The following is a 15,015-nucleotide window of genomic DNA, read 5'->3' as shown; positions in this document are numbered from 1 at the left end:
TTCCCTTCCGGACAGCAGTGCTTAGTCTGAATTTTGCATGAGCGCTGAAAAAACAGCGCTCTTTTCATTGGTTAAATTCTGATTTTAATAAAGAAAAAAGGTCTTTTTGTTAATGTTTTTCTACCACAAAAAACAAAACAAAAGACCTTTTCATGAATTCTACTCAAACAGCAACAACTGATGGGTTCGGCCGCAGCGTGCAGATCACCAACGGGCGGTTTGTCGCCACCATTATGACGGGCCTGCTGCCCGTCGCCGATATGGTCTCCCGGATTCAGCTTTTGGCCCCCTTTGAGCAGGCGTTGGAGCAGACACACAAGCCGAAAGACCGCAGTCTGTATTCCGCCGGAGCCATGTTTCGGCAGCGTGTTTTCGCACATATCTGCGGATTTGAGGATTTGGCTGACCACGACGTCATCACAGAAGACGAAGGCTTTCTTTCCGCACTCGGGGTTAATGATGCTGCAGGCAGCTCAACTCTCTGCAGATTTGAAAACTCAATAACCCGACACGATCTTGATCGCCTCAACTGCTGTTTTTGGACGCACTGCTTCGGGCCAACCGAAAGCATCGCATCTTTTCCAGGGCCGGGGCCAGGAAGACTCCGGTACTCACCACGACCGGCATGGCTCACCGCGCCATCGGTGAACTCGTTAATTACAAAGCTAAGTCCTGGAAGCAGGAACGTCGGCTCATCGCCCGACGACAGCATGACGCTCGTACCAACCAAATGGATCTGCGCCTGATTCAGACCAACATCAAACATGTCAAAAAAGGGGGAAGACGGCTGGTACGGAAAGTATTCCGAGTACGGCGCTGCCAAGCTGTATGAAGACCTTTACTGCGGTCGGGCGGCTGACTGCGAACTCAATATCGCAGATTTTAAAACGGATTGCTTTGGCGGCAGAGCTAGTTCAACGCGCTTCTGCACCAACGGCTACCGCATGATATTGGGCATGGTGACATTGCTGGTGCTCAAGTTGGCCCGGCACTATCTCTTTGGTGTTGTGAAGGAAAGCGCGAAAAAAGCTGTACGTGTTTCCATTGCCCGGCTCAGAGCCACTGTCATCCTGGTGACTGCTAAATGGAGCTCAATGATAAACACCGTCCGACTGACGCTGCCCTCTGTTTTGCCGGGAGCCCGCGAGCTGGGAGCGCTTTTCAAGATACCGATACTCTGACGCCTGAGCGTCCCCGACTCACAAAGCGTGCCATCGGGGGTTGGGGGGGGGGCAATGCACCCAAAATCGGGCTCCGCGTGAATTTTTGCCATGATGTCCCCAGAATTTTCTCGATTTTTGATCTTGCACCAGCCTGCTTTTCTGAAAAATCAAGCTGGTGCAAAATGCAGGCTAGTGCTCCGGGAGATCAGGGGGAGGGCGCGCGCTCGATGCGGCGCCCTGCCGCAAGCATCAGCCCGCGCTCTTTTCGGGCTTGGGAATGATGGTGCCGGCCACAAGGCCGCGCACGGTGCCGATGGCCGCGGCGAGCCACACGAGCATCAGGAGCCCAAAGAACGCCTGCGCGAGATGGCTCAGAAGCAGGAGGTTGGCGAGGTTGCTCAGGCGCACGGCGAGCACCGTCAGGGCGCCCACCGGGAAGACGAAGGCCCACCACGACAGCGCAAAGGGCAGTTCGCCGCGCACGTAGTTGCGCACGGTCATGGCGATGCACAGCAGCAGCCACCAGATCGAGGCGCCCATGAAGCCCGTCGAGACAAGGATGCCGTAGGTGAGGGCGCCCTCATTGCCGATGGCGTGCAGCAGCGAGAGGAGGCTCAGCGGAATGACCCCCAGAGGCGCCAGATGCACCCAGAGCGTGGGGGTCATCTTGCCGGTGATGCCCGGGCGCAGGAAGTGGCGCAGCATCGACATGGCGAGCAGCCCGATGTACATGAAGCAGCCCGCGCCCAGGCCGAGCATGTTGATGCCGAAGTAGACCTCGCGCATCAGGCCCTCGGCGTGGGCCGCCAAGCCTGCGCCCGCCACCGGAATCACCACCAGGCCCACGGCCGGGATGAAGTGCGCAGGCGTGACCATCTCGAGCTTGAGCTTGTCGAGCGTGAAGAGCCGAAAGAGGATGATGTAGCTCGCAAGGAACGTCCCCGCGGTGCCCGTCCACCACAGCGCGCCCACGCAGACAGGGTCGATGCCGCGAATGCTCCACTGGCCCGCCATCACCAGCATGGCGATGGGGAAGGTGGCGTAAAAGCTCCCTTCGACGGGGTGCGACATCGTCTCAAACACGCGCCGCGGGAACATGAGGATGCGCGCCAGGCCCGCCAGGCCCAGCACGACCATCATGACGATGGCCAGATAGTGCAAAACGTCGGCGACGATCTGCCAGGGGGTGCCGGCAAAAAGAAGCCATGCGGCCAGACTGGCCACCGAGGTACCCATGACGGAGGCAAACCAGCCCGGCGCCATGGTTTGGATGAAGTGCTTCATGATGAACGTGATGTTTCAATGAATGAGAGAAATCGAAGTGACGGGCGGCGCGGCTTGCCTCAAGCCGGCTGCTCTTCTTTTTCAAGCAGTTCGTCCCTGCCATCACCGCGCCAGTCCATGACGCCCTCGCGGATCACCAGCAGCTCCCGGCCGTGCTCGGCAAAGACGCGCGCCGCGCGCTGCGCAAGAAAGCAGTAGGAGCCCCGGCAGTAGGCCGCGCACAGCTTGTCGGCGGGCAGATCCGGGAGCATGCGCTCGATGCATTCAAGCGGCATGCTCTTGGCGTTGGGCAGATGCCCCGCGTCGAACTCCTCGCGCGGGCGCACGTCGATGAGCACCAGATCACCCGCGTCGGCAAGCTTTAAGGCCGACTCGAGATCCACGCCCGCGTCCTCCCGCGCCTGGGGCTCCTCGTGCTCGCCGCCTTGCGCGTTGCTCGCCGCGGCGACTTCTGTGACGCGCGCCGTCTGCTGCAGGACCACCACCAGATGCAACACCTCAGTCGAGGAGATGGCATACTGGCGGAAGCGCCCGAAGCGGCGCACCGACACAAGGCCAGCCTGCAGCAGCACCTTCAGATGCGCGCTCACGTTCTTGTAGTCGATCTGCAGAAGGTCCGTGAGCGTCTCGACCGTGCGCGGGCACTGCGCGAGAAACTCCAGAATCTCCAGGCGCACGGGCTGGCTGCACGCCTTGCCCACGCGGGCGACCTGCTCGTACAGGGCGCGCTTGTGCTCGCGGGGGTCTTCAGGCAGAGGGTACACAAGAGGTGAATCGGTCTGCGGCATGGGTGAACGGGTCCGGGGAAAAGAGAAGAACGTGCTTTGCTGATATTCTAATAAATTTTAGAATGAAGTGAAACCCCCGGTTGAACCCGAATTTCAAGGCAAAAAAGGGGCCCGTCTCCACCCAAACTCCCGGCCTGCTAGATCAGATCCGGCTTGACCTTTGTCAACACGCTGATTAATAAAGTTTTTTGCCTTTGAAAATCCTGCATTTTTCGGTCGCCCGGAATGCAGGATTTTTATTTTTGCTATAATAGATCATACTTTAATTAATTTGATCTATCACGCCGCGAATCACAGATAAAGACGGGAAGCTCTGGTCGTTAATGTCCTACAAATCTGGTATCGGCCGCGTTTACATCCGCGCCTATCGCAATGACTGGGATCGTCAGAAGAAGCGCTCATTTCCGGAGGCGCGCATGCAGGTCGGTCCCTTGCAGCCCGACGGCATGGTCAGGCTCTCAGCAGAGTTTCGCAAGCACTTTCCCGCTTACGCTGAGGGTGATTGGTTCTGGGCGGATCATGAGCTTGTCAGCGAGGAGCAGTTCAGAGAGGAGTTCCCGACAACCCCTCAGCCCAAAGACATCAGCTGGAGCGATGAAACGATCCGCGTGGGTCTGACTTTTGCGGCCTGGACGACTGCTCAGAGAATGGGAATCCTCGAAGATTTGACGAGGATTTTTGGCAGAGAGGGATGGGTTGCTGGGCCATTCGCACCAATGCCATTGACGATCCCTTTGAGACCAACAGCATCTATCGTCAGCGCGACATTATTGAAAAGGGCTTCAACCAACTCAAGAACGAGGTGGATGGCTCAAGGCTGGAGGCCACGGAAAGCGCCTACAGAGGCAAGCTCTTCATCTACACGCTGGCTCAGTCCTTGCGCATGAACATGCTGGTGACGGCGCGCGAGGCGCAGAGGGCTAATAAAGGCCTCAAAGTACCCGAGGAGTCCTTGAGCAAGCTCATCGGTCAGTTGGGGAGTATTCAGGCCCGAAAGCACCGCTCGACAGATACGTTTGTAACGGGAGCGGTGGCGAAGAAGCGCCGGGACCTGCTCGCGCTTCTTCGCATTGAAAAACTCCCGAAGTACTTCGATCGTTTTTGATCTAGTGCTCCGGGAGTTCAGGTCTTAACGACAGGAACCAAAGAATATCTGCCGGCAAGAAAAAAGCCGCAAACCTTTCATTTTCGAGGCTTTGCGGCTTGATACGGCAGTTTCCTGAAAAACTGCGGTATTTTGAATTGGTGGCGCATCACGGATTCGAACCGCGGACACAAGGATTATGATTCCTCTGCTCTAACCGACTGAGCTAATGCGCCGTCAGCGAAACGCTGAGCTGTGCATTATGAAGAAGCCTTCGGATTTTGTCAAATGCAGCGTAAACCGAAGATTTCCTCATTTAGCCGCTGTCTCTGACGCACGCTGCGAGCAGAATCCCTTTAAAAGATCCCACACCCCGTAAAGACGCATCAGCGAAACCATTTTCGCCGGAACGTTTAAGACCTGCGGCGTGCCGCCCTTAGCCTGCACGGCACGCACCCAGGAAAGCGTGAGCGCCACGGCCGAGGAATCGGCTTCGGCTACAGCGGCAAAGTCCAGCACGGTTTCGCCCCCGGCAGCAGCCTGCATCAGCGTCTCTTTAAGCGCCCGGGCATTGCCGCGCGTCACCTTATCCGCGGTGATTTTCATACACGTTCCTTACTTTGCGGCGCTCTGCCCGACCTTTTCGCGCAGGCTCTTGATGAGCCCGTCGATGCCGGAGGAGTTCACAACCGAGGCAAACTGACTGCGGTAGTTGTCCACGAGCCAGATACCTTCCACATCAACGTCAATGATGCGCCACTCGCCCTTCACCTTCTTTAAGCGGTAGTTGATGCGCATATCGGGCTTACCCGGCGCCACCAGAAGCGTACGGACAATGGCGTCCGTTTCCGTGGGCTTGACGCGGTTGGGCGCAAGCTTCACCGTCTGATCCTTCACGGTCGCAAGAGCCCCGGAGTAGACGTTGGTGAGCTGAGCGCGGAAAAGGCTCTGCAGTTCGGTGCGCTGCTCTGGCGTTGCCGTACGCCACTTCGGGCCAACGGCCATACGGGTCATGCGCACGAAGTCCACAACCGGCATCACCATTTCGTCCACGAACTTGCGGACCTGCTGGGGATCGGCCTGCGCGAGCTTGGCATCGCCCTTGATGCGCGAAAGGATGTTGTTGCTGATTTCAACGACCCAGGTCTCAGGATCGCCCTTGGCGTCAGCGGCGGCCAAAACGGCCGGAATCTGCGTTAAAAGTCCGAGTGCGGCAGCTGCTGCCGCAAGCGTGCGTCTTGTAATCATTTGGCTTTCTCCGCGGACGCGGCCTCTGAAGCAGTCTGTGCCTCAGCCTCCTCGTCCTCATCTTCAAATTCATCGGGCGTAAGTTCCAGCGGGGGATTACCGTCGTAAACGGCGTTTCTGCGCGTAGAGAAATACGCTTCCCGCGCCATCACATAAGGATCAATCGAATCACGCAGAAGGTCCGTAGCAGGGAGCATCCGCGCTCTCAGATCCACCGCGTACACGCCCCATGAACCCCAGCTCACCAAGTCGTTTTCAACATAGGTCATGGGTTCGCCGAAACAGTCGACAACGTCACCTGCGGCATCCGTCACGGTCGAGGGCCCCAGGAAAGGAATCACGAAGTACGGTCCCCTGGGGACACCCCAGACCTGCAGCGTCTGACCGAAGTCCTCACGGCGCTCGGGCTGATTACCCACCGTTCCCGCCACATCAAAAATACCGCCTAGACCGAAGGTGGTGTTGATCAGGAAGCGAAACACCGAGGCAAGCGTATCCTCGCCCTTGCCCTGCAGCGCGTTATTGACAACGTTGGAGGGTTCGCCGAGGTTAACAAAAACGTTGGTGACACCGGTGCGCACGGGCTCAGGCACCACGTTGACGTAGCCCTTGGCGATCGGACGCATCACGAATTCGTCCAGAACCGTATTCATAATGAAGGTCTGGCGGTTCATTTTCTCCCAGGGGTCTTCGGGATTGGTACCGGCATCGGGCGGCACCGAAGCGCAGCCCGCAAGCACGAGTGCCGAGGCAAAGCCCGCCGCCAGAGACAATTTATTGAAACGCATCTTCTTATTCCTGCGCGCGTTTTATTTTTTGTCGTCGCCGCCCTTTTCAGCCATCTGGAAAAGGAACTGACTGATCAGGTTTTCCAATACGAGCGCCGACTGTGTCTGTTCGATTTTGCTGCCCTCTTTGAGATCACCGTCGTCGCCCCCGGCCTGCAGCCCGATGTACTGCTCGCCCAGCAGGCCCGAGGTGAGAATCTTTGCGGAGGTGTCGGCCGGGAACTTGTAGCCGCTGTCAAGGTCCATCTTCACTGTGGCCTGAAAAGTCGACTGGTCAAAGGTGATGTCCCTCACGCGCCCCACAACAACGCCGGCGCTTTTGACCGGCGCACGGGCTTTGAGTCCGCCGATGTTGTCGAAGTTTGCCGTCACTTCGTAGGTTTTGGCACTGAAGGAGAAGTTTCCGAGGTTAGCCGCCTGCAGTGAGACAAAAAGCAAAGCGACAAAGCCGGCCAGAACGAAAAGGCCGACCATAAATTCCATGCTTCTGCGTTCCATAGTCTGTCTGTCAACTCAAAAAAGTTAAATTCCGGAAAACATGAGGGCGGTCATCATGAAGTCAACGCCCAGCACCAAAAGCGAACTGATCACAACCGTACGGGTCGTGGCGCGCGAAACGCCGTCAGGGGTCGGGCGCGAGCTGTAACCCTGAAAAAGAGCCACCAGCCCTACAATCACGCCGAACACAAAGGACTTGATGACGCTGTTTACAACGTCAATGTAAAGGTCCACGCCGTTTTGCATCTGCGACCAGAAGGCGCCGTTATCCGTGCCGATTAACTGCACGCCCACAAACCACGAACCGATGATGCCGATGGCGGAGAAAATAATTGCCAGAACCGGCATTGAAATGACGGCCCCCAAAAAGCGCGGCACAATGATGCGCCGCAGGGGATCCACCCCCATCATTTCCATGGCGGCAAGCTGTTCGCCCGCGCGCATCAAACCGATTTCAGCGGTAAGCGAGGTGCCGGCGCGGCCCGCAAACAAAAGTGCCGTCACCACCGGGCCGAGTTCACGCAGCAGTGACACGGCAACCAGAACGCCCAGCGCCTGTTCGCTGCCGTAGCGCACCAAAATGTAGTAGCCCTGCAGCCCCAGCACAAAGCCCACAAAAAGCCCCGAAACCGAAATGATCACCAGGGAATAGTTCCCGATAAAGTGAATCTGCTGGACAACCAGCCCGAAGCGCGAAAACCCTGCACCCAGACGCAGGAAAACCTGCCAGGAAAAAAGCGCGAGCTTGCCGATGCCTCTGACCTGACTGATGACGTAGTGCCCGAGCGCGGCAATCACCTGATAAAGCCACTGACTCATAAGGGCCTCACTGAAAAATCCGCCGCACGGTCGGCTGCCGGATAATGAAAACGCACGGGACCGTCCGGGGCTCCGTCCAGAAACTGCCGCACATAGGGATCCTTGGAAGCCGAAAGCACCTCGGGCGTGCCTTCCGCAGCAATGCGGCCCGCGTTAATCATGTAAACGTAGTCGGCAATCGCAAAGGTTTCCGCAACGTCGTGCGTCACGATAAGGCTTGAGGCGTTTAAGGCATCGGTAAGCCTGCGGATCAACTGCGCGGTAATGCCCATCGAAATGGGATCAAGCCCCGCAAAGGGTTCGTCATACATGATGAGGGCCGGGTCCAGGGCAATCGCGCGCGCGAGCGCCACGCGCCGCGCCATGCCGCCCGAGATTGCCGAAGGCATCAGAGCGGCGGCGCCTCTTAACCCTACGGCATCAAGCTTCATGAGCACCAGATCCCGGATTGTTTCTTCATCCAGATCCGTCTGCTCCCTCAAAGGGAAGGCGACATTGTCAAAAACGGAGAGATCGGTAAAAAGCGCACCGAACTGAAAAAGCATCCCCATCTTGCGCCTGAGCCGGTAAAGCTCTTTCTGATCCGCGGCGTCAAGCGTCTCACCGTCTAGAATAATGCGGCCTTTCTGCGGCTTTAACAGTCCGCCGATGAGCTTTAAGAGCGTCGTCTTACCCATGCCCGAGCCGCCCATGATCGCCACGACCTGCCCGCGGCCGAAACTCAGGCTCACGTCATCCAAAATAACGCGGCTTGAGTAACCGAAGGTCACATCGTCGATCTGAAGATAAGGATCCGTCAGGGACATCGTATTAATGCGTCTGTGAGAATAAAAAGCTGAACGGATGTTCAGCATGGTTCATTCGATTATGGCACGTCAGGCTTACGGCTGCATACCGCAAAGCCCGCTGAAACTGCAACAATTTTTGAGTCCGCCTTAAGAGGCCGCCCGTTTTTGCACCCGACTCCGTCAGAGTGCCGGCTCTTTCAATGGCGCCTTTATGGCCTCAGGCTGCAGCACAACTTCAGCTTTTACCGCGAGGGGATCGGCCACGCCGATCGCCGCGCTCATCACGGCACTGGCGCGGCGGCACAGGCTGTGACGGTCTTCACCGGCCATCGGCCGGATGGGTTCGCCGATTTTGATCAGAATTGTCAGATCCGGCGTATTCACAACCTTCCAGAGGCACTCAAAAAGTCCGACCTTACCGACGTAGGCGGGCGCTGTTGTAATTTCGCCGCGGCTTTTGTAGCGCAGCACCACCGGAATCACTTCGGCACCGGTTTTGGCGGCCGCATCAAACAAATTGGCATGAAGCTTTAAAAGGCCCGTACCGTCAGAGGTTGTGCCTTCCGGAAACATCAGAAGGGTTTTGCCTTCTTCCAGGGCCTTTTGCATGTTGGAGCCGATTCCGAGCAAAGCCTTGCGGTTGCCGCGCTCAATAAAGATTGTGTTCACGGCCTTGGCGATACCGCCGAAGACCGGCCACTTGGCAATTTCAGCCTTGGCAACAAAAGCCGAGGGCACAACGCTGTCCAGGGAAAAGATATCCAGAAACGACACGTGGTTGGAGACGACCAGCCGCCCCATCGCCCCGGGTGTAATGCCGCAGTCGTGCACTGCTTCTTCGGCAATTCTGCCCTCGACTTCAACGCGAATGCCGAGCCAGCGGGGAAGTTTTCCGGCCCAGCGCCGGATAATGCGCCCCTTTTTCTCATCCGTTGACCGCGGAAAAACAAACGCAATCAGAAAAAGGCAGCAGACGGTGTAGACAAACACCGAGAGAAAACGGGCACAGGCACCGATACGCATTGCTTTAAACCTCCGGATGCCGCTCGGGGCACCCTTCATCAAACCATTGCTGCAGGATAACGGCGGCCGCGGCATCGTCAATCACCTCGGCCCCGGGATTGTCCCGTTCGGCTTCAACCGACGAGTAGCGCTCATCCACCGTGAAAACGGGCAGATGAAAGCGCCCTGCGAGCTGCCTGGCAAAGCGCGAAGCCCGCACGGTCACTTCGTGCGCCGCGCCGTCGGGGTGCCGCGGAATACCGCAGACCAAAACCAGCGGCTGCCACTCACCGATGAGCTTTTCAATGGCGTCCCACCGGCGTTTTGTGGTGCCGTCGATCACGCAGTGAGCGTGCGCTGAGGCCGTGAGTGTGTTTCCGAGCGCCACGCCGATGCGCTTAACACCGAAATCAAAGCCCAAAACGGTTCCCTGCGGCACCATGCCCGTCATCCCTGCTGTTGTTTTAGTACGTCGGGCGCATTTTACGCGTGCCCCGGGCCCGGCATCCGGAAAACCGAGGGGATGTCGGTGGGCTCAGGCGGCTCGTCTCCGACGGCCGCGAGGGCCGCCTCATAGCGCTCCTCAACAGGCATATCAAAGACAATCCGGTTGTCCGCAGGCGCAATCAGCCAGGCGCCGCTTTCGATCTCCCCTTCGAGCTGCCCGGGTTCCCAACCGGCGCAACCCAAAACGATGTAGGACTTTGCGGGGCCCTTACCTTCGGCAATGGCCTTTAACAGATTGGCCGAAGCCCCGAGCGCAAGTTCCCCGTCCGTGAAAATCAGGGGCTCACCGTCAGCGGCCGGCGCATGCACGATAAAGCCCCGGGTATTGGCAACCGGCCCGCCCCAGCCCAGGCGGGCCGAGGGATCAGCCGTGCATTCAAACCCAAGTTGCCGGCAGGCTTCCTCCATCGTCACCGACGACTCACGGTTAAGCACCAAGCCCAAAGCCCCGGTTCCAGCGTTATGCCCCACAAGCAGAATCACGGTTTTGGAAAAGAACGGATCCTTCATGGAGGGGGTGGCCACCAGAAAGCGTCCGGCCAATGTTTTTTCTGTCACGATTCAATGCCTCCAGGGACTAAAATACGCTCCTAGCCCGCCATACGGGTTCACACCTCCCATATGCGGACGAGAATAAATATATCAAGACCGGCGAAGAAACTATCCGCCGGTTTTCTTTTCCGCGTAAAGCGGATCCGGAAAACGCCATGGTTGAACAGGTTCTTGAAAAACTCTGCACACTTTTTGATGAAGGCAAAGCCCGCTACCGCGTCATGCACCACCCCGCAGGTGAACGCTCAAGTGCGTCGGTGGCTGAACTTCGCGGCACCGAGCTCGGTCAGGGCGCCAAGGCCCTCGTGTGCATGGTGAAGGGTAACGGCGTCAAGCAATACGTCCTTGCGGTGCTCCCCGCGGACTGCCAGGCCGATCTCGTAAAGATTGCGCACGCTTTCGGCGGCACGCGCTGCGGACTGTGCAGCGCCTCGGAAGTCATGGACCTCACGGGCTGCATCTTCGGAGCCGTCCCGCCCGTCTCCTTTCACGAGAAGCTTCTTAACATCGCAGACCCCACGCTTTTTACGCGCTATGAGAAACTCGCCTTTAACGCGGGCTCGCGCGACACCTCAATCATCATCAATACCGAAGACTTTCACCGCATCGTGCACCCGAAGGAAATCGATTTTCTGAAATCCGCTGAAAACTGATAAAAAAATGAACCATATTGATTTTGCGCAGGTTTTAAGTGCTGCGCTCACACCCATTACGCTCATTTCGGGCGTGGGTCTACTGCTTCTTACCATGTCGGCCCGGTACGCGCACACCACCGGGCGCGTACGGCAGCTGCTGCGCACACGCAACCTGATCGGCAACAACGATCCGAAGCTCAATCACGCCATTGAACTCATCTTCATGCGTGCGGCACTTCTGAAAAAAGCGATTCTGCTTGTGGTGCTCTCAGCGGCCTGCTCGGGGCTTCTCGTGTTGGCAAGCGTTGTTGAAGCGATGTTCGGCACGCCCCTTGAAACCCTCAAAGGCATTCTTCTTTTGGGCGCTGTGGGTCTTATCGTGATTTCAACGATTTTCTTTTCGTTTGAAGTCAACATCTCGCTTAAAGCGCTCGGCATGAGCGTGCATCACTGACGGGGAAAGAAAAATGGAATACATTGACTTTGCCTACGTTTTAAGCACGTCGCTTACCCCCATTACGCTCATTTCGGGCGCGGGGTTTCTGCTGATGACGATGTCAGGGCGCTATGAGCACACCACAGGCCGCGTAAGAGAACTGCTTCAGGCCAAGGATCTCGCAGGCTACGAAAACCCCGAGCTTGATGAAGAGATCGAACTCATTTTCCGGCGCGCGACGCTGCTGAAAAAGGCGATTCTTCTGGTGACGCTTTCGGCGACGTTTTCCGGTCTTCTGGTGCTTTCCAGCGTCGTGGAATCGATGTTTAACGTGCCGCTTGAGATCGTCAAAAGCATTCTGCTTTTAATCTCCGTGGGGCTTATTGTTCTCGCGGCCTTTACCTTTGCCCTGGAGGTCTCAATTTCGGTGCGGGCTCTGGGGATGAGCGTACACCACACGGACAACACGCACGGCTAAACGCATTGCACAAAAAAATGCCGGAACTCTTTTGTCGGAGCCCGGCATTTTTTGTTGCCTTCAGCTTTCCTCAGCCAAGGCTTTAAGCGCCTCTTCGTTTTGCCGCAGAAACTGCACCATGGCGGTTTTGCGCTTCACCGCAGCAATCTCGGGATAGCGGTCTTTGAGCCGCGCGACGATTTCCTTCACGGAACTTGCCGCCACAAGTTCGGCCGCAGCCGCGGTCTTAAGGGCTGAGGCCGCAAGGCGCTCAGCGCTTGCGGCCTGGGCACCGGCGGGATAAATCACCCGCTTCGGACGTCCTGCCATCGCCGGAGCAATCCTTAAGAAGCCTTTGCCTGAGGCGCTGCTTCAGGGGCCTTCACCTCTGCAGCAGGCGCGCTCTTAACGGTCTCAGCGGGCTTTTCGGCGGGCGCCGTCTTTTTCACGGACTTTTCGGCGGCGGGTTTGGCCGCTGCCGCTTTCCTGACCGTTGTCTTGCGGGCCGCGGGCTTTTTGGCTGTCGTTTTCTTCGCGGGCGCCTTCGTTTCAGCTGCAGTTTCCGCAGCGGGCGCAGCAGCCGGTTTCTCAGCCTCCGCCTTCACGGTCTTTTTTGCGGTTGCACGGGGCTTTTTCGCGGCAGCTGCGGCTGTTTCAGCCTTGGTTTTAGCCGTCCGGGGTTTGCGTGCAGCGGGTTTGGCGGCAGGCTTAGCCTCCGCCTTCACTTCCGGCGCCGCGGCCGTTACCTTTTCCGGTTCGGCCGTCTTGGCTGTCTTGGTCGTCTTGCGGGCGGCGGGCTTTTTGGCTGCCGGCTTTTTAGCCGCCGTCTTTTTCACGACGGGTTTCTTGGCGGCCGACTTTTTCACGGCCGGCTTTTTTTCCTCTCCGGATTCAGCGTCCTTGGCGGCTTCAGCGGGCTTCGTGCGCATATGGCGCTTATCGGGCACAAGGCGCGGTTCGCCGGAATCCTTCGGGGCCTTCACAGCGGCTTCAAGCGTATCAACCGGATCTCCCCCCGTGCGGCTCGGCTCATGACGCCGGACGTCGGTGCCTTCCTGATTGGTCCACTCATAGTCGATTGCCTTGGGGCAATGGCCGGGCTTTGGTTCGTAGAGCTTCCGGATGAAATTGAGAATAGCCTTGAACATCGATTCTGCCTCCTTGCCTGATCCACACATGAGAGTTGTATCAACACACACCGCTCCCATCATAGTCAAGCCATTGACGGAAAAGCCAAACAAACCCCCCGTTTTTCTGCCGTTCGTTGTCGAAAGCACACAAAAAAGACCCGCCGTTTACACGGAATTTGCATTAAAGCCCGGTTTTGACCCGCGGTTTTTGCTGTTGAGCACATCAAGCCAGTCCTCTCCCACGGCGTCCGGCACCTTCACTTCAACGGTGAGTCCGGAAAGACTCAGGCGCCTTGCAAGCTCGAAGGCCGCCGCCTGTCCGGTGAAATTGGCATCGTTATCGGAAAAGACCACCACTTTTTTCACGCCCGCGGGCACCGCCTCAAAAGCGGCAAGATTTGAGGCTCCGAGCGCCGCCCAGACGGGAAAGCCGAAAAGCGCAGAGGCGGCCAGTGCCGTTTCAACGCCCTCCGCGACCCCGAGCACAGCTCCGGGGTTACCGAGTTCAACGGCGGCGCCCCGGATTTTTCCGGGCGTCACGCGTTTGGGCGACTCAATCGGGGCCTTCATGCCCTCCTCGGTGAGATAGGTTCGGTGCAGTGCCGTCACGATGCCTTCGGCGTCCGTCACGCGGGAGAGCATCGCCGGGAAAACGGTCTCAGTCTCTTCCTCACTGTCGCTCACAAAAAGCGCGGTGTGGCAGCGGATTTCGCTCCCGGCGTTTGCCGGGTCAAGTCCGCGGTTTACAAGGTACTTCCATACGGGATCAGCGGGCGCCACGGGACGCGCCTGCGCCCAGAGTTTCAGATGAAAGGCGACCGGTAAAGAGGCATCTTCCTGCGCTTCTCTCACGGACTTTACGGGCTCGACCGGGACGTCAATCCCGCAGAAAGATTCCACTTGTGCCAAAGCCGCCGTGCGCGAAATGCCGTTAACGCGCGCTATAAGTTCAAACCCGTCTCCGGGGCCGCAGCCGCGGCAGAAGAAGTTGCCGGCGCCGAACTTGTCGTCAAAAATAAACCGGTCGCGACCGCCGCAGTTGGGGCACGGCCCCGCCCGGCGCGATAAAAACGCTTCGTCAATGCCGCAGGCAATAAAGATTTCGCGCCAACGCCCCTGCGCCGCACGCCGGGCCCTCTCAAAGCGCTCCGACAGTACCGTGCTCTGCATGATGAGCCTCCTTATGCAAAAAAGGCCGGCCAAAAACGAAAATCCCCCGCGGATTCAGTTTTAATCGTGGGGGATTTTCAGCCGGCTGTCAAGCCGGCTTCATGCGGAGGCAATGCATGACGGTTACGGGAAGGCCATCCAGTCGGAATCACGGTCCTTCCAGGGGTCCGTGGTCACATCAAGGCTTCTCACGATCCCCTTGGTGTCAAACTGCGGCCACACGGCCATATCAAATCCGCCGTGATCCTTAAAGCGGTACATCCAGGCGTGTTCGTTCACCAGGTGAAACTCGTACTTCTGCGCGCACCGTCCCCAAAGTTTCCAGACATCGGCTTCGGTGGATTCGCCGATTTTGATGAGCGGAAAATATTTTTCCTGCAGCCCCTGCTCACGCCCAACGACGCGTCCGGTCTTATCCATGAAAAGCCACCAGACTTCCTGGCCGAAAGGCTGCATGGAATAGGTCCAGCGTTCCGTGCCGTCAGGCATCGGTGTTTTGGCCATGGGCTCTCCGAGCTCCTGCGCCACAACCGCTGAGGACTCACCCATATCGATTAACTGCGGATGAGCGCACCCGGCAAGAAAAACCACCGCGGCCGCGGCCGCACAGAAAAGACGAAAACTACCCTTCATAACGCAACCTCAACGGGCAAAGAAAACCCCGTA

At 57.8% G+C, this 15,015-nt stretch carries 21 protein-coding genes and 1 tRNA gene; 6 read left to right on the top strand and 16 right to left on the bottom strand.

Annotated features, from left to right (window positions below):
• Positions 1–152 precede the first annotated feature (152 nt).
• Complete coding sequence (locus NXF97_RS07340; RefSeq protein ID WP_274955578.1) at positions 153–746, top strand: transposase; 594 nt, start codon at positions 153–155, stop codon at positions 744–746.
• Positions 747–764: 18 nt separating this feature from the next.
• A complete protein-coding gene (locus NXF97_RS07335) occupies positions 765–1,181 on the top strand; it encodes a transposase (RefSeq protein WP_074008852.1) in 417 nt (138 codons plus the stop codon).
• Positions 1,182–1,412: 231 nt separating this feature from the next.
• Here NXF97_RS07335 and NXF97_RS07330 read toward each other — a convergent pair whose 3' ends face one another.
• Positions 1,413–2,447 carry a C4-dicarboxylate ABC transporter gene (locus tag NXF97_RS07330; protein ID WP_074008853.1) on the bottom strand — a complete coding sequence of 345 codons (1,035 nt, stop codon included), beginning with the start codon at positions 2,445–2,447 and terminating at the stop codon, positions 1,413–1,415.
• Between the two features lie 59 nt (positions 2,448–2,506).
• On the bottom strand, positions 2,507–3,235 hold the full coding sequence (locus NXF97_RS07325; RefSeq protein WP_274955577.1) for an ArsR/SmtB family transcription factor: 729 nt from the start codon (positions 3,233–3,235) through the stop codon (positions 2,507–2,509).
• Positions 3,236–3,926: 691 nt separating this feature from the next.
• Between NXF97_RS07325 and NXF97_RS07320 the strand changes: the two genes are divergently transcribed.
• The gene (locus NXF97_RS07320; RefSeq protein WP_274955576.1) at positions 3,927–4,340 is read left to right on the top strand and encodes a hypothetical protein; all 414 of its coding nucleotides are present in this window, start codon (positions 3,927–3,929) and stop codon (positions 4,338–4,340) included.
• 138 nt (positions 4,341–4,478) lie between these two features.
• Here the strand turns inward: NXF97_RS07320 and NXF97_RS07315 are convergent.
• From NXF97_RS07315 to NXF97_RS07270, 10 genes are all read right to left on the bottom strand, one after another.
• A tRNA-Met gene (locus NXF97_RS07315) sits at positions 4,479–4,555 on the bottom strand.
• Between the two features lie 76 nt (positions 4,556–4,631).
• Complete coding sequence (locus NXF97_RS07310) at positions 4,632–4,925, bottom strand: STAS domain-containing protein (protein ID WP_022372780.1); 294 nt, start codon at positions 4,923–4,925, stop codon at positions 4,632–4,634.
• A 9-nt stretch (positions 4,926–4,934) separates the two neighbouring features.
• Positions 4,935–5,567, bottom strand: coding sequence for an MlaC/ttg2D family ABC transporter substrate-binding protein (locus NXF97_RS07305; RefSeq protein ID WP_022372781.1), 633 nt, complete (start codon positions 5,565–5,567; stop codon positions 4,935–4,937).
• Complete coding sequence (locus tag NXF97_RS07300) at positions 5,564–6,355, bottom strand: MlaA family lipoprotein (protein ID WP_274955575.1); 792 nt, start codon at positions 6,353–6,355, stop codon at positions 5,564–5,566. Before NXF97_RS07300 ends, NXF97_RS07305 begins: the two co-directional genes overlap by 4 nt.
• Before the next feature lie 21 nt (positions 6,356–6,376).
• A complete protein-coding gene (mlaD, locus tag NXF97_RS07295) occupies positions 6,377–6,853 on the bottom strand; it encodes an outer membrane lipid asymmetry maintenance protein MlaD (RefSeq protein ID WP_074008857.1) in 477 nt (158 codons plus the stop codon).
• 24 nt (positions 6,854–6,877) lie between these two features.
• A complete protein-coding gene (gene mlaE / locus NXF97_RS07290; RefSeq protein ID WP_022372784.1) occupies positions 6,878–7,672 on the bottom strand; it encodes a lipid asymmetry maintenance ABC transporter permease subunit MlaE in 795 nt (264 codons plus the stop codon).
• Entirely contained in the window at positions 7,669–8,478 is an 810-nt protein-coding gene (locus tag NXF97_RS07285) for an ABC transporter ATP-binding protein (RefSeq protein WP_074008858.1), read from the bottom strand. The genes mlaE and NXF97_RS07285 overlap by 4 nt, the downstream gene beginning before the upstream one ends.
• Before the next feature lie 162 nt (positions 8,479–8,640).
• The gene (locus tag NXF97_RS07280) at positions 8,641–9,483 is read right to left on the bottom strand and encodes a lysophospholipid acyltransferase family protein (RefSeq protein WP_274955574.1); all 843 of its coding nucleotides are present in this window, start codon (positions 9,481–9,483) and stop codon (positions 8,641–8,643) included.
• A gap of 4 nt (positions 9,484–9,487) precedes the next feature.
• Entirely contained in the window at positions 9,488–9,904 is a 417-nt protein-coding gene (ruvX, locus tag NXF97_RS07275; protein WP_022372787.1) for a Holliday junction resolvase RuvX, read from the bottom strand.
• Positions 9,905–9,945: 41 nt separating this feature from the next.
• Complete coding sequence (locus tag NXF97_RS07270) at positions 9,946–10,527, bottom strand: YqgE/AlgH family protein (protein WP_274955573.1); 582 nt, start codon at positions 10,525–10,527, stop codon at positions 9,946–9,948.
• A 149-nt stretch (positions 10,528–10,676) separates the two neighbouring features.
• Here NXF97_RS07270 and NXF97_RS07265 point away from each other — a divergent pair, with 149 nt between their 5' ends.
• From NXF97_RS07265 to NXF97_RS07255, 3 genes are read left to right on the top strand one after another with little or no spacing between them, the layout of a single operon-like run.
• Positions 10,677–11,174 (top strand): YbaK/EbsC family protein, encoded by a 498-nt coding sequence (locus NXF97_RS07265; protein WP_022372788.1) that lies wholly within the window; start codon positions 10,677–10,679, stop codon positions 11,172–11,174.
• A gap of 7 nt (positions 11,175–11,181) precedes the next feature.
• Entirely contained in the window at positions 11,182–11,610 is a 429-nt protein-coding gene (locus NXF97_RS07260) for a DUF2721 domain-containing protein (protein ID WP_074008862.1), read from the top strand.
• A 13-nt stretch (positions 11,611–11,623) separates the two neighbouring features.
• Positions 11,624–12,070, top strand: coding sequence for a DUF2721 domain-containing protein (locus NXF97_RS07255; RefSeq protein WP_022372790.1), 447 nt, complete (start codon positions 11,624–11,626; stop codon positions 12,068–12,070).
• A 60-nt stretch (positions 12,071–12,130) separates the two neighbouring features.
• On the opposite strand, the gene NXF97_RS07250 is transcribed toward NXF97_RS07255, so the two are convergent.
• The 4 genes from NXF97_RS07250 to NXF97_RS07235 all read right to left on the bottom strand — a co-directional run bounded on the left by NXF97_RS07250 (position 12,131) and on the right by NXF97_RS07235 (position 14,982).
• Positions 12,131–12,379 carry a hypothetical protein gene (locus NXF97_RS07250; RefSeq protein WP_274955572.1) on the bottom strand — a complete coding sequence of 83 codons (249 nt, stop codon included), beginning with the start codon at positions 12,377–12,379 and terminating at the stop codon, positions 12,131–12,133.
• Positions 12,380–12,393: 14 nt separating this feature from the next.
• A complete protein-coding gene (locus tag NXF97_RS07245; RefSeq protein WP_274955571.1) occupies positions 12,394–13,197 on the bottom strand; it encodes a hypothetical protein in 804 nt (267 codons plus the stop codon).
• Positions 13,198–13,344: 147 nt separating this feature from the next.
• Positions 13,345–14,349: a DUF7146 domain-containing protein gene (locus NXF97_RS07240; protein ID WP_274955570.1), complete on the bottom strand. Its 1,005-nt coding sequence runs from the start codon at positions 14,347–14,349 to the stop codon at positions 13,345–13,347.
• A 123-nt stretch (positions 14,350–14,472) separates the two neighbouring features.
• Positions 14,473–14,982 (bottom strand): hypothetical protein, encoded by a 510-nt coding sequence (locus NXF97_RS07235; protein WP_274955569.1) that lies wholly within the window; start codon positions 14,980–14,982, stop codon positions 14,473–14,475.
• Positions 14,983–15,015 lie beyond the last annotated feature (33 nt).

Origin of the sequence: Duodenibacillus massiliensis, from assembly GCF_928721995.1 — a bacterium.
Lineage (GTDB): Bacteria > Pseudomonadota > Gammaproteobacteria > Burkholderiales > Burkholderiaceae_F > Duodenibacillus > Duodenibacillus massiliensis.
Note: the sequence above shows the minus strand (reverse complement) of the source record. Positions and strands in the feature narration are given on the sequence as shown.